The following is a 13,558-nucleotide window of genomic DNA, read 5'->3' as shown; positions in this document are numbered from 1 at the left end:
ATGAAACATTTAGGATTAACAATGGCCTTACTAATATTAGTAACATCATGCAAGTCAGAACAACAAAATAAGTCTAAAGAACAGAACAACAAAGAACAAATGGAAACAGGAATAAAACTATCTAATAAAGCTAAAGTAGGTGCACTTTTAAAGAGTATGGAAACTCGAAACCAAATACCTGCAAGTTACATTAACCCAGAAAAATATATTCAACATAACTTAGCTGTAGCAGATGGGTTAGCTGGCTTTGGTGCTGTACTACAAAATGCACCAGAAGGTGGTTTTAAAGTAAGTACAGTTCGATTATTCGAAGATGGTGATTATGTTTTTTCGCAAACAGAATACGATTTCTACGGACCGAAAATAGGATTTGATGTCTTTAGATTCGAAGAAGGTCTAATTGTAGAGCATTGGGATAACTTAATAGAAATTAAACCATTAAATCCAAGTGGTCACACACAAATTGATGGTACCACAACGATTACCGATTTAGATAAAACGGAAGCCAACAAAACACAAGTTGAAAGTTTTTTAAATACTGTATTAATAAATGGTAAAATGGATAAGCTTCAAAACTATTTTGATGGCGATAATTATATACAACACAATCCCAATATTGCAGATGGTTTATCTGGTTTCGGACAAGCATTAGAAGCGATGGCTAAACAAGGTATACATATGGAATTTGAGACGGTACACAAAGTATTAGGACAAGGTAATTTTGTATTAACTATTAGTGAGGGTCGTTTTGCAGGTGAGCCAACCTCATATTACGATTTATTTAGGTTAGAGAATGGGAAAATTGTAGAACATTGGGATGTGATTGAAACTATTTTACCAGAAGCCAATAGAAAAAACACAAACGGAAAATTTAATTTTTAAAAGCTACCCATCATATGCGCAAAAATTCTGGAAAGAAGATGCAAAAGTAGATGCTAAAAACAGTATTAATTAATCTAGTTATCTAAGTAGACATAGTGCTTTTAATAACAAAACAAATGAAATTTTAGTAGTTGCAAAATGGACGACCATGGAAAAAGAAAAGGATTATTGAAAAATTATCAACAGAACAGGTTAATAGTTGAAAAGGTTATCACTTAATATGGTCTTTTCATTTTTAAAACTTAATAATAAAATAATATGTCAGATATAAGAACGTGCCCAACGTGCGGTGCAAAAGCAAAATACAAAGAAAAAGGAGGTGTAGAATCCTTTACTGCAGTGCAAGATGAAGAGGCTTTTAAAAAAATTGGTCAGATGAAAAAAGCAATGCAAAAATTTAAGGATAAAGCTGAGGCCTTAGAAAAAGAATTAGCAGAATTAAAACAAACAAAATAGAATTATGAAAATAGCAGTGACATCAGTTAGCGGACAATTAGGTGCTGCAATAGCAACAAAGTTGATTCAAATAATAGGAAGTGAAAATGTTATAGGTATTGCGCGTACACCAAAAAAAGCAAAACATTTAAACATTGAAGTTAGAAGTGGAGACTATAATAATCGCGAAGAATTTGATAAAGCCCTTAAAGACGTAGACGCTGTATTGTTAGTGTCTGGTATGGATGAACCTCAAAAACGAATTCAGCAACACCGAAATGTCATTGAAGCAGCAAAATCTAATAATGTAAAAAAGATAGTTTATACAAGTATAGTAGGTGCAGAAGAAAATAATGCGTTTAGTCCAATAGTACAAAGTAATCGCCAAACAGAAAAAGACATTCAAAATTCAGGTTTAGATTGGGTGATTGGTAGAAACGGAATTTATATTGAACCAGATATTGAGTATATTGACACTTATATTAAAGAAGGAGAGATTAGAAATTGTGCAGAAAACGGAAAATGTCCGTATACAAGTAGAACGGAATTAGCCTATGCTTATACTAAAATGCTCACAGAAGATAAACATAATGGTAAAGTCTATAATTTGGTTGGAGAACCAATTACGCAAGCCCAATTAGCAAATGTTATTAATGAGGTATATGGTACAAATCTTACGTTTAATTCTGTGTCAGTAGAATCATATGCTAAAGAACGAAAAGCTCAATTAGGTGATTTTATGGGTACCGTTATAGCTGGTATTTACGAAGGTATTTTAAAAGGCGCTTATAATGTGCAATCAGATTATATTAAAGCTACAAATAGACCGCATAAGTCTACTTTAGAAATTATAAAAGACATAAAGCAACATAATTAAAAGAATGAATTTAATAGAGTACTTTACTAAGGTTAGGGAACAAACCGTTTCGTTTTGTAGCCATTTAAATATAGAAGATTATTCAATACAAGTGGTTGCATTTGCTAGTCCACCTAAATGGCACTTAGCTCATACCACTTGGTTTTTTGAAGAGTTTATTTTAAAATCGTTTCTTCCTAATTATAAAGTATTTAACACGTCTTTTAATTTCTTATTTAATAGCTACTATAATAATTTGGGTACTCGGATTTTACAGGCTAACAGAGGTAATATGTCACGACCTGTGACGAGCAAAATTCTAGAATACAGAAATTATGTAGATGCTTATATGATAGAATTATTAAAACAGAACTCTACAAAAGAATTAGCGGATTTAATAATTCTAGGTCTTAATCATGAGCAACAACATCAAGAGTTATTAGTAACTGACGTCAAGTATATGTTTGGTCACAATCCTATTTTTCCAGTATATCAAAAAGAGTTTAATCTATTAAAAGATAAAAACCAATACCAAGACCGTATAAAATTTAAAGAAGGAATTTATATAATTGGGTATAAAGGAAAAGACTTTTGTTACGATAATGAATTAGGATTGCACAAGGTATTTGTTGATGATTTTGAAATGAACAACCATTTAGTCACAAATGGAGACTATTTAGAGTTTATGGAGTCTGGAGGATATTCAGATTTTAATTTATGGCTCGATGAAGGTTGGACTTGGGTAAACAAAAACAAGGTTAAAGCGCCATTATATTGGTATAATATTGATAATACATGGCATTATTACACTTTAGCAGGATTGCAACCAGTAGATAAAGATGCTATATTAAGTCATATCAATTTTTATGAAGCAAATGCCTTTGCAGAATGGAAAGGAATGAGACTTCCAACAGAATTTGAGTGGGAAATTGCTTCAAATCAAATAGATTGGGGAAAACGATGGGAATGGACAGCAAGTGCATATTTACCATATCCCAATTTTGAAAAAGCAAATGGTGCAGTAGGAGAGTACAACGGAAAGTTTATGAGTAATAAAATGGTTTTAAGAGGCGCATCTGTAGCAACTTCAAAAAATCATAGCAGAAATACCTATAGAAATTTTTTTAACCCTCTAGAACGTTGGCAATACACAGGAATACGATTAGTAAAATAATATATGATAGAAGAGTTTAAAGAGGCCGTAAATAAAGGCTTAAGTGCTAAGAACAAAAATTTACCATCAAAGTATTTTTATGATAAAAAAGGCGATGCACTCTTTGTAGAAATAATGAATTTGCCTGAATATTATTTAACAAGAGCTGAATATGAGATTTTTAAAAATCAAACTTTAAAAATAATTACATCTTTAAATTTGAAAAAAGATACCTATTTCGAATTAATAGAACTAGGAGCTGGTGACGGAACGAAAACTAAGGAATTATTAAAGCTTTTAGATAAAGAGGCTTATGATTTTGATTATTTTCCAATAGACTTTTCTCAAAATGCATTAGATAACTTAGATAAAACACTACAAACAGAAATACCTTCGCTTTCCGTAAAAACAAAACAAGGTGATTATTTTAAGGTATTAGAATCATTTAAGGATAGTAAACATCAAAAAGTTATATTGTTCTTAGGTTCTAATATAGGAAATATGACAGATGATATAGCGAATGTATTTTTGCAAAACTTAAGTGCCAGTTTAGCGTTAGGTGATCAACTTTTTTTAGGTGTTGATCTAATAAAAGCGAAAGACATTGTACTTACAGCTTATAATGATAGTAAAGGGATTACTGCTGCTTTCAACTTAAATTTATTAAATAGAATTAATACAGAATTAAAAGGGAACTTTGCAATTAATACTTTTAAACACCTACCAGAATACGATGAAATAGAAGGTATTGCAAAAAGTTTTTTAGTGAGTACAAAAGACCAAGATGTTTTTGTTGAAGCATTAAATAAATCGTTTCATTTTTATAAAGATGAAAAAATTCACTTAGAAGTGTCTAGAAAATATAACGATGACATCATAAATAGTATCATTGCTAAAACAAAATTCAAAATTTCAGACAAATTAACAGATAGTAATAATTATTTTTCAAACTATATATTAAAAATAGTATGAGTAAATTAGGAGTATTGGGCTTAGGTAGTTTTTCAACCTTATTTTATATAAAGGAACTTAATGCGTTATATAATAAAAAACATGGTGGATTTAGTACTTGTCCTTTTACTATGCTAAACATAAATTTTGATGCTATAAATAATCTGCTTCCAAATACGTCTAACCATCTAGACAATCTTGTTTTGAATCCTTTAAATAAGCTAGCTCAATTGAATGTACATTCCATAATAGTACCTAATATAACATTACACGAAACATTAGACAGATTAAACATACCAAGCAACATAATTCATCCAGTAACTCAAACGATTATTAAATTAAAAGATGATAATCACCGACATGTTACGGTTTTTGGGTCATTGTATACAATGCAATCCAATTATATTAGTAGCGCATTTAAATCACATCATATATCTGTTTTACAACCTTCCGAAGAAGATAGGCTAATAATTGAGAACCTACGAGTAGTTATTTATAATGGCACAGAAACCACTGAACAACTTGCTACATTTAGAAGTCTAATAGCCAAGTATACTCAAAATGGAGCTGTAGTTTTCGCTTGTACAGAACTATCTGTAGCTTATAATAACCAAAATAATTTAGTTTACGATATGGCGAGAATACAGATAAATACAGCTATTTATGAGCTTTAATTAAATTAAATAAATAGTAATTTAGTTTTAAAATATAGAAATGAAATTCCTCAAGAAAAACTACGGTTGGATGATAGTTGTAATATTAGCTATTCTTCCAATTATTCCACTTTTAAATTTTATACACATTGATTTTTCTAACGGTTTAAACGTTAGTTTGGTAAAAAATGTAGCCAACCAAGATAGGTCCTCAACAGATATGCTATATCATATATCTGGAGAGTTTGCCATTAGATGGATGACAGCAGTGCTAACATGTACGCCATTCTTTATACTCTTTGGTGTAAACAATTTATTTGTACGTCAAGCCATGGGAATAGTCACTGCAGTATGGAGTTTTATACACTTTATATTGTTTGTAATCATTGAGGGGTTTTTAGAAACCTTTACACAAGTTAATTATGTTTTGGGTTTTATAGCTATTCTAATGCTTATTCCTTTGGTTTTAACATCGAATAGAAAATCAATGAAACTATTAAAAAGAAACTGGAAAAAAATTCAGAGTTTTGCATATCTAATTGTATTTCTAAGTATAATCCATGTAGTACTATTACAAAAAACATGGTTAATTTATGCTATAATCGTTGGCATTGGTTTCATTATTAGAATTCCTATAATAAAACATAAAATAATTGAGCTCAGAAAGAAATAAAATTTAGTAAAACCATTGTTTGTAAAAATTAGTATAACTACTATTAAAAAAAAGATTAGTTAACAAATTTTAGAAACGAACCAGATGTTTTACTCTTTTTTTTCCTAAAATTTAGCTGTTTTTTGAATTCATTTTTGATAAAATATTTTAATTTTTTTTCATCAAAAAACACGATAACGTTTTCGTAATGTACTGTTTTAGAGCCATTGTTATAAATTTCATACTAATTTTATAGTCTTAACTTCATATACACTAAAAATTGTGGTCATAAATCTCATTTTTATAAAAAATCGCGCAATAATTTTACACTATTATCAAAAATAGAACCCTTAAAATAGGGATATCATAAATCGTATCTCGTACTAATTTTAATAAATTTAAACTTGTAATTATCACTATTACCCGTAGGCCAATAACTACGCGACTCTTGGTGTATTGAAGCATTCTTTTAAAGGAAAATGAATAATTTTTATTGCCTATAATATGACATCTATCATATTATTCAAATCATACCTCTACTAAATTTGTATAAAAATTAAACATTTTAATTATGAATATTTCGCATATAGAGCATTTAGGCATTGCAGTAGAAAATTTAGATGAAGCCATTAAATACTATGAACAGGTATTAGGAATGAAATGCTATTCTATAGAAGAGGTTGTCGATCAAAAAGTGAAGACAGCCTTTTTTTTAGTTGGTAATACAAAAATTGAATTATTAGAAAGTACTTCACCAGATGGACCAATTGGAAAATTTATTGCAAAAAAAGGACAAGGTATACATCATATAGCATTCGCTGTTAACAACACTGACGAAGCATTAAAAACAGTAGAAGAACGTGGCGTAAAATTAATTGATAAAACGTCTAGAAAAGGAGCAGAAGGCTTAGAAATAGGGTTTTTACATCCAAAATCTACACTAGGAGTGCTTACAGAACTATGTTCTAAACCAGAATAATTTGATATAATATTATAGATAAGTAAAGACAATTATGGCAAATCAAGATAAAATTAATGAGCTCATAGAAAAAAGAGCTAAAGCAAAGTTGGGAGGCGGAGAAAAACGTATTGATTCTCAACATGCTAAAGGTAAATTAACCGCTCGTGAGCGTATTGATATTCTTTTAGACGATGATAGTTTCGAAGAATTCGACATGTTTGTAACACACAGAACAAAGTCTTTTGGATTAGATAAACAAATATTTCTCTCTGATGGTGTAGTCACTGGTCATGGAACAATTGATGGTAGAGTGGTCTATCTTTTTGCTCAAGATTTTACAGTATTTGGAGGTTCCTTATCTGAAACTTATGCCTTAAAAATTTGTAAGGTAATGGATATGGCAATGAAAATTGGTGTTCCAGTTATAGGTTTAAATGATTCTGGTGGAGCACGTATACAAGAAGGTGTAAGATCATTAGCTGGATACGCTGAGATTTTTCAACGTAATATTATGGCATCTGGTGTTATTCCTCAGATTTCGTCAATTTTAGGACCTTGTGCAGGTGGTGCAGTGTATTCTCCAGCATTAACGGATTTTACTATAATGACAGAGGAAACAAGTTATATGTTTGTAACGGGACCTAAAGTTGTAAAATCGGTAACAGGCGAAGTAGTTACTGCAGATCAACTTGGTGGTGCTAAAATACATTCTACACGTTCTGGTGTTTCGCACTTTTTAGCCAAAGATGATGAAACCAACTTATTATTGATTCGTAAAATTTTAAGTTACATGCCTTCTAATAATTTAGAAGAAGCACCAATATTAGATTGTAACGATCCTATAGATAGATTGGAAGATGCATTAAATGATATTATTCCAGAAAATCCAAACCAACCTTATGATATTGTTGAGGTAATTTCAATTATTGCGGATAACGGTGAGTTTACAGAAGTACACAGAAACTATGCTAGAAATATTTGTGTAGGTTTTGCAAGATTTAATGGACGTCCTGTTGGTATAGTAGCTAACCAGCCTAAATACTATGCAGGTGTATTAGATATAGATGCCTCTAGAAAAGCGGCTAGATTTGTTCGTTTTTGTGATGCGTTTAATATTCCAATTGTAACACTGGTTGATGTTCCTGGTTTCTTACCTGGCACTGGACAAGAATATGGTGGAATTATATTGCATGGTGCAAAATTATTATTTGCCTATGGAGAAGCAACAGTTCCAAAAGTAACTATTACACTGCGTAAATCTTATGGTGGAGCACACGATGTAATGAGTTGTAAGCAACTACGAGGAGATGTTAATTATGCTTGGCCAACTGCAGAAATTGCTGTAATGGGTGCTAAAGGTGCTGTAGAAGTTTTAGAAGGTTCTAATATTAGAAAAATTGAAGATGCCGAAGAAAAACAAGAATATATCGATAAGAAAGAAGATGAGTATACAGAAAGATTTGCAAACCCATACCAAGCTGCAAAATATGGATTTATTGATGATGTAATTGAGCCAAGAAACACACGTTTCAGAATCATTAGAGCGTTACAGTTACTTCAAAATAAAAAGGATTTAAATCCACCTAAAAAACACTCTAATATTCCTTTATAATGACACAGATACTATTATACACTGACCCAATAAGTCAAGGATACGTTATACTAATTACCGGATTATTAATTGTATTTAGTGCTTTAGTTATACTAGCCTTATTTTTTAACTTCGGATTACCTGTTATGCTTTACGCGTATAAGATAATTACAAAAGGAAAAGACAAAAAGATTAGCGAAATTAAGGTAAAAGGAGACAGTAATTTTACGGGAGAACTTTCAGCTGTTATTGGTGCTTCTATACATATGTATTTAAGTGAACAACATGATATTGAAAGTGGAATCTTAACGATAAAAGAAGTTAAAAAATCATATTCGCCTTGGAGTTCTAAGATATATGGAGTTCAAAACAGATTATAAATATGATATAAGCTTGTTCTAGATTTCAGATATTAAAGAAAAAATTAAAGTAGAACAGCATATAATCATAAAAACAAAATAAATAATAACACATGAAAAGTTATAAATTCAAAGTTAACGAAAACGGATATACGGTTAATATAAAATCACACGAAGACAATGTGATTAATTTAGAAGTTAATGGAACAACCTATGACGTTATCCTAAAAGCAGACGTTAAAAAGACCAAAACACCAACCTTAGTACGTGCAGCTTCAAAACAACCAGCTGTACCTTTAAAAGTAGACCCAAAATCGACAAAAACAAAAATTGTAGCACCAATTCCAGGTACTATTCTTTCGCTTAATGTAAAAGTAGGAGATACTATTAAAGAAAACGATTTACTATTAGTGTTAGAAGCCATGAAAATGGAGAACAATATTATTGCTGAAAAATCTGGAGTTGTTACTTCTATAAAGGTTCAAGTAGGTGAGCAAGTGTTACAAGATGCTTTATTAATAGAATTAGAATAAAATTGTATTCAATTTAAGCTTATTCAATAAAGAAAACTAATCATTATTTTAAATTAAAAATGAAGAAACTAATTATAATATTTAGTGCGATCTCATTGCTTGTTTTTATCAGACCAGTACTTGGCTTAGGCGCAAATACAACGTCTAGTAATTCTACTGTAATTGCGGAACAAGTTGATATTACAGAAGGCGATAGTATTATCGATGAAGCCGTAGAAGGCATAAAATCGTTTTACAGTTATACCGGATTTGCAAATACAAGTTCAGGTAATATAATTATGATATTTATAGGTATCGTTTTTATCTATTTAGGGATAAAATACGATTACGAACCCTTATTACTAATCCCAATAGGTACAGGTGTTATACTAGGAAATATTCCTTTTGTAGCTGGTAACCAAACAGGTATTTATGAAACGGGTTCTGTTTTAAATTACCTCTATTTTGGAGTGGTAAAAGGGGTGTATCCACCGCTTATTTTCTTAGGAATTGGTGCCATGACTGATTTTTCATCTCTTATTGCTAATCCTAAATTAATGCTTTTAGGTGGAGCAGCGCAAATTGGTGTATTTGCTACCTTTTTAGGAGCTTTATACTTAGGATTTAACCTTCAAGAGGCTGGAGCTATTGGGATTATTGGTGGAGCAGATGGACCAACAGCCATATTCTTATCCTCTAAATTAGCTAACGGAATTAACATATTACCAGATGGCACAACAGTTAAAAATTTAATTGGCCCTATTGCTATTGCTGCTTATTCTTACATGGCATTGGTACCAGTTATTCAACCACCACTTATGCGTTTATTGATTTCTAAAAAGGATAGAAAGATAAAAATGAAGCCACCTAGAGCGGTAACGCAAAAAGAAAAAATGATTTTCCCTGTGGTTGCGCTTATCTTAACCTTGTTTATATCACCAAGTGCATTACCATTATTAGGAATGTTATTCTTTGGTAATTTATTAAAAGAATCTGGTAGAACAGAACGTTTAGCAGATACAGCTAGAACAAAATTAATTGATATAGTTACTATTTTATTAGGGGTAACAGTGGGAGCGTCTACACAAGCCGATATTTTTATTACCAAAGATTCTATGTTAATCTTTGGACTTGGTGCTATCTCATTTGTTATTGCAACTTGTGGAGGTTTATTATTTGCTAAATTCATGAATCTATTCTTAAAAGGCGATAATAAAATAAATCCATTAATTGGTGCAGCAGGAGTATCAGCCGTACCAGATAGTGCTAGAGTAGTGCACCATGAAGGTTTAAAATCAGACCCATCAAACTTCTTATTAATGCATGCTATGGCACCAAATGTTTCTGGTGTTATTGGCTCTGCAATTGCTGCAGGTATTATTTTAAGTTTTTTAGGTTAATGTTTTAAATATCATTAAGAATAAACAAAATACTAAATTTTACATTATGAAAATACCAAATATAATGACAGCAAATGAAGCTGTTAAACTAATAGAATCTGGAGATCGTGTATTAATTCAAGGCGGTTCTGCCACACCACAAACTTTAATAAAAGCTATGGTAGGTAGAGCACCTGAATTAAAAAATGTTGAAATAGTACATTTACATACCGAAGGTGAAAGTGGTTATACAAATCCAGATTTAAAAGATAGCTTTCATACTAAAGCATTTTTTATAGGCGGAAATGTTAGAAAAATGGTAGGTAATACTGTAGATTATATTCCAATTTTCTTAAGTGATATCCCAAGTTTATTCCGAGAAGGTTATATGGATGTAGATGTGGTTTTAGTAAACGTATCACCTCCAGATAAGCATGGTTTTTGTTCTTTAGGTGTGTCTGTTGATATTATAATTGCCGGAATCGAAAAAGGCAAAAAAATCATAGCACAAATTAATCCAAAAATGCCTCGTACGTTTGGAGATGCCTTAGTTCATCTAAATAAATTTGATGCCTGCGTTTTAGTGGATGAAGAGATATATGAAATGAAATTTGTACCGCCATCAAAAGAGGAACAAGCTATTGGAAAAAATATCGCTGGTATTATAGAAGATGGCGCAACGCTTCAAATGGGAATTGGTGGTATTCCTAATGCCGTATTAACATATTTAACAAATCATAAGAACTTAGGTGTTCATACAGAAATGTTTTCCGAAGGTATCGTAGATCTAGTAGAAAAAGGCATTGTAAATGGTGCACATAAAAAAGTAAATCCTCATAAAATAATTTCTGGTTTTGCGATGGGTACACGTCGTTTATATGATTTTATGGATGATAATCCAGAAATTGAAATGAACGATATTGCCTATGTAAATGACACATCTATAATTCGTCAAAACCCTAAAGTAACAGCAATTAACTCAGCAATAGAAATAGATTTTACCGGACAAGTTTGTGCGGATTCTATTGGTACTCGAATGTTTTCTGGTGTTGGTGGTCAAATGGACTTTATGCGTGGTGCTGCTTTATCTAAAGGCGGTAAACCAATTATTGCCATTACATCTAGAACTTTAAAAGGTGTTTCAAAAATTGTACCTTCGTTAAAACCTGGAGCAGGTGTTGTAACCACTAGAGCACATGCCAGATATGTAGCTACAGAATATGGTATTGCAGAATTATTTGGTAAAAGTTTAAGAGAACGTGCAGAGTCATTAAGAGATATTGCACATCCAGATAGTAGAGAAGAATTAGATAAAGCTATTTTTGAAAGATTTGGAAGTAGTTTTTAATGTAATATAAATTTGAATAATAGTAATTATTATGAATAACAAAAACAAACCACTATTTTCTGAATTTCCACCTGTTTCAACAGAACAGTGGATGGAAAGAGTGACAGCCGATTTAAAAGGTGCTGATTTTAATAAAAAATTGGTTTGGAAAAACCTAAATGGCATCAATATTCAGCCATGTTACAATAGTGAAAGCAAGATTACACAACTTAAAAATACAGGTGAAAATTCTCAAACATTAGTGAATTACCGTAAAGTACCAGTGTGTTGTGCAGAAACAGGCAATGATTTGGCTAAAAAAGCCATTGAAGAAGGTATTTCAGGATTAATTTTTCAATTATTAGATACAGTTCCTGTTGCAGAACTTTTAAAAGATATTGATTTAAACCAAATTACGGTTGCTTTTGATATTTACAATAATACCATTGATTTCACTAAAGACTTGGTGGCTTTTGCACAAGGTAAGGATCTAAAAGGGTACCTTAATACAAGTGTTATTTCAAACTATGTAACAACAGGGACTTTTGATGACAACCAAGTTGAGTTGATTATAGAAGTAATTAAACTAACTAAAGATTTTCCTAAGTTCAAAGTACTAACTATTTCAGGAACTGAATATTTAGATTCTGGTGCTAACCAAGTACAAGAAATTGCATATACATTAAATTCATTGGTATTCTTAACGGAAAAACTAAAAGAAAAAGGTGTTGCAGTTCAAGAGATATTTAACAACTTAAACTTTCTTTTAGCTATAGGATTAGAATATTTTGTTGAAATAGGGAAGTTTAGAGCCTTTAATAGTCTCTTAGCTGAAGTTATTGCCAAATATGGTATTACAGATTATAACAAGACTATAACGGCTAAAACATCTATCTGGAGCAAATCGATTACAGATGCCGAAACCAATTTGTTACGTTGTACCACAGAAGCAATGTCAGCTATTTTGGGTAATGTAGATGGTGTTTTAATAGATCCTTATGATAAAGAGTTTAAAAGTGCTTCGGATTTTTCTAATAGAATAGCAGGTAATATTACCACCATTCTAAAAGAAGAATCTTATTTTGGAAAGGTCTCAAATCCAGTTGATGGTTCTTATTACATAGAAGAAGTGAGTTCTAAAATTGCCGAAAAAGCATTAGAGCTATTTAAATCTATTGAAGCTAAAGGCGGATTTTATAAAGCATTTGAAAACGAAACCATTCAACAACAAATTGCAGAAATTCGTTTACAGAAACTAAAACTAATCAGTCAACGTAGAACACCTATGGTGGGTATTAATAAATATCCTAACCTAATGGAAACTGTAGAGGCGAGTTTACTTTCTAAAGGCGAATCAACAAATCCTAAAGTGTTAACACCTAGAAGAGCATCTTTAGAAATTGAAGCGATTAGAAGAAAAACAGAGGAGTTTGTTTCAACTACTAACAAACGTCCAATAGTTGAATTGGCTAGTTATGGTAACTTAACCATGCGTAAAGCCAGAGCCGCTTTTGCTTATGATTTTATAGGTGTTAGTGGTTATAACGTACTGCAAGAAAAAAGTTTTGAAAGTGCTGAAAAAGCCGCAGAGTTAAGTGCAAAATCAGAGTCAGACGTTGTTGTAATGTGTAGCTCAGATGATGATTACAACGAAACAGCATTGACATTTATTAAAACCTTCAGAGCTTTAAATAGCACTAAAGTTTTACTAATTGCTGGTGCACCAACAAATATGGACGAATTAACCGAAGCTGGATTAGATGGATGTGTTAATATGAGATCAGATGTTATTGCAACAATCTCTAGCATTCAAAGTAAAGTTCAACAAACCATTAAATCTTAAGACG

At 31.3% G+C, this 13,558-nt stretch carries 14 protein-coding genes; all 14 read left to right on the top strand.

Annotated elements, in window-relative coordinates; translation table 11 throughout:
• The 14 genes from HNV10_RS10405 (at position 1) to HNV10_RS10340 (ending at position 13,554) form a co-directional block, all read left to right on the top strand.
• Positions 1-882, top strand: a complete 882-nt coding sequence (locus HNV10_RS10405) for a nuclear transport factor 2 family protein (RefSeq protein ID WP_173301287.1) — start codon at positions 1-3, stop codon at positions 880-882.
• A gap of 258 nt (positions 883-1,140) precedes the next feature.
• Positions 1,141-1,338 (top strand): hypothetical protein, encoded by a 198-nt coding sequence (locus tag HNV10_RS10400; protein WP_173301286.1) that lies wholly within the window; start codon positions 1,141-1,143, stop codon positions 1,336-1,338.
• Between the two features lie 4 nt (positions 1,339-1,342).
• Positions 1,343-2,194 carry an SDR family oxidoreductase gene (locus HNV10_RS10395; protein WP_173301285.1) on the top strand — a complete coding sequence of 284 codons (852 nt, stop codon included), beginning with the start codon at positions 1,343-1,345 and terminating at the stop codon, positions 2,192-2,194.
• 4 nt (positions 2,195-2,198) lie between these two features.
• Positions 2,199-3,347, top strand: a complete 1,149-nt coding sequence (gene egtB, locus HNV10_RS10390; protein ID WP_173301284.1) for an ergothioneine biosynthesis protein EgtB — start codon at positions 2,199-2,201, stop codon at positions 3,345-3,347.
• 3 nt (positions 3,348-3,350) lie between these two features.
• Positions 3,351-4,298, top strand: coding sequence for an L-histidine N(alpha)-methyltransferase (locus HNV10_RS10385; protein WP_173301283.1), 948 nt, complete (start codon positions 3,351-3,353; stop codon positions 4,296-4,298).
• Positions 4,295-4,951 carry an aspartate/glutamate racemase family protein gene (locus HNV10_RS10380; RefSeq protein WP_173301282.1) on the top strand — a complete coding sequence of 219 codons (657 nt, stop codon included), beginning with the start codon at positions 4,295-4,297 and terminating at the stop codon, positions 4,949-4,951. Before HNV10_RS10385 ends, HNV10_RS10380 begins: the two co-directional genes overlap by 4 nt.
• 40 nt (positions 4,952-4,991) lie before the next feature.
• Complete coding sequence (locus HNV10_RS10375; protein WP_173301281.1) at positions 4,992-5,603, top strand: ferric reductase-like transmembrane domain-containing protein; 612 nt, start codon at positions 4,992-4,994, stop codon at positions 5,601-5,603.
• Positions 5,604-6,153: 550 nt separating this feature from the next.
• Positions 6,154-6,561 (top strand): methylmalonyl-CoA epimerase, encoded by a 408-nt coding sequence (gene mce / locus HNV10_RS10370; RefSeq protein ID WP_173301280.1) that lies wholly within the window; start codon positions 6,154-6,156, stop codon positions 6,559-6,561.
• 34 nt (positions 6,562-6,595) lie between these two features.
• Positions 6,596-8,155 (top strand): acyl-CoA carboxylase subunit beta, encoded by a 1,560-nt coding sequence (locus HNV10_RS10365; protein WP_173301279.1) that lies wholly within the window; start codon positions 6,596-6,598, stop codon positions 8,153-8,155.
• A complete protein-coding gene (locus tag HNV10_RS10360; RefSeq protein ID WP_173301278.1) occupies positions 8,155-8,514 on the top strand; it encodes an OadG family protein in 360 nt (119 codons plus the stop codon). Before HNV10_RS10365 ends, HNV10_RS10360 begins: the two co-directional genes overlap by 1 nt.
• 92 nt (positions 8,515-8,606) lie before the next feature.
• Positions 8,607-9,026 carry a biotin/lipoyl-containing protein gene (locus HNV10_RS10355; RefSeq protein ID WP_173301277.1) on the top strand — a complete coding sequence of 140 codons (420 nt, stop codon included), beginning with the start codon at positions 8,607-8,609 and terminating at the stop codon, positions 9,024-9,026.
• Positions 9,027-9,085: 59 nt separating this feature from the next.
• Entirely contained in the window at positions 9,086-10,405 is a 1,320-nt protein-coding gene (locus tag HNV10_RS10350) for a sodium ion-translocating decarboxylase subunit beta (RefSeq protein ID WP_206675995.1), read from the top strand.
• 46 nt (positions 10,406-10,451) lie between these two features.
• Positions 10,452-11,732, top strand: coding sequence for an acetyl-CoA hydrolase/transferase family protein (locus HNV10_RS10345; protein ID WP_173301276.1), 1,281 nt, complete (start codon positions 10,452-10,454; stop codon positions 11,730-11,732).
• Positions 11,733-11,763: 31 nt separating this feature from the next.
• Positions 11,764-13,554 (top strand): methylmalonyl-CoA mutase family protein, encoded by a 1,791-nt coding sequence (locus tag HNV10_RS10340; RefSeq protein ID WP_173301275.1) that lies wholly within the window; start codon positions 11,764-11,766, stop codon positions 13,552-13,554.
• Positions 13,555-13,558: the final 4 nt, after the last annotated feature.

The organism is Winogradskyella litoriviva, assembly GCF_013249065.1.
GTDB lineage: Bacteria > Bacteroidota > Bacteroidia > Flavobacteriales > Flavobacteriaceae > Winogradskyella > Winogradskyella litoriviva.
The sequence above is the reverse complement of the archived record's forward strand: the minus strand, read 5'-3'. Positions and strand labels throughout refer to the sequence as shown.

Excerpts from the sequence above, each read along its gene's own strand:
- HNV10_RS10405 (WP_173301287.1), top strand. The coding sequence starts at position 1 with ATGAAACATTTAGGATTAACAATGGCCTTACTAATATTAGTAACATCA.
- HNV10_RS10400 (WP_173301286.1), top strand. The coding sequence starts at position 1,141 with ATGTCAGATATAAGAACGTGCCCAACGTGCGGTGCAAAAGCAAAATAC.
- HNV10_RS10395 (WP_173301285.1), top strand. The coding sequence starts at position 1,343 with ATGAAAATAGCAGTGACATCAGTTAGCGGACAATTAGGTGCTGCAATA.
- egtB (WP_173301284.1), top strand. The coding sequence starts at position 2,199 with ATGAATTTAATAGAGTACTTTACTAAGGTTAGGGAACAAACCGTTTCG.
- HNV10_RS10385 (WP_173301283.1), top strand. The coding sequence starts at position 3,351 with ATGATAGAAGAGTTTAAAGAGGCCGTAAATAAAGGCTTAAGTGCTAAG.
- HNV10_RS10380 (WP_173301282.1), top strand. The coding sequence starts at position 4,295 with ATGAGTAAATTAGGAGTATTGGGCTTAGGTAGTTTTTCAACCTTATTT.
- HNV10_RS10375 (WP_173301281.1), top strand. The coding sequence starts at position 4,992 with ATGAAATTCCTCAAGAAAAACTACGGTTGGATGATAGTTGTAATATTA.
- mce (WP_173301280.1), top strand. The coding sequence starts at position 6,154 with ATGAATATTTCGCATATAGAGCATTTAGGCATTGCAGTAGAAAATTTA.
- HNV10_RS10365 (WP_173301279.1), top strand. The coding sequence starts at position 6,596 with ATGGCAAATCAAGATAAAATTAATGAGCTCATAGAAAAAAGAGCTAAA.
- HNV10_RS10360 (WP_173301278.1), top strand. The coding sequence starts at position 8,155 with ATGACACAGATACTATTATACACTGACCCAATAAGTCAAGGATACGTT.
- HNV10_RS10355 (WP_173301277.1), top strand. The coding sequence starts at position 8,607 with ATGAAAAGTTATAAATTCAAAGTTAACGAAAACGGATATACGGTTAAT.
- HNV10_RS10350 (WP_206675995.1), top strand. The coding sequence starts at position 9,086 with ATGAAGAAACTAATTATAATATTTAGTGCGATCTCATTGCTTGTTTTT.
- HNV10_RS10345 (WP_173301276.1), top strand. The coding sequence starts at position 10,452 with ATGAAAATACCAAATATAATGACAGCAAATGAAGCTGTTAAACTAATA.
- HNV10_RS10340 (WP_173301275.1), top strand. The coding sequence starts at position 11,764 with ATGAATAACAAAAACAAACCACTATTTTCTGAATTTCCACCTGTTTCA.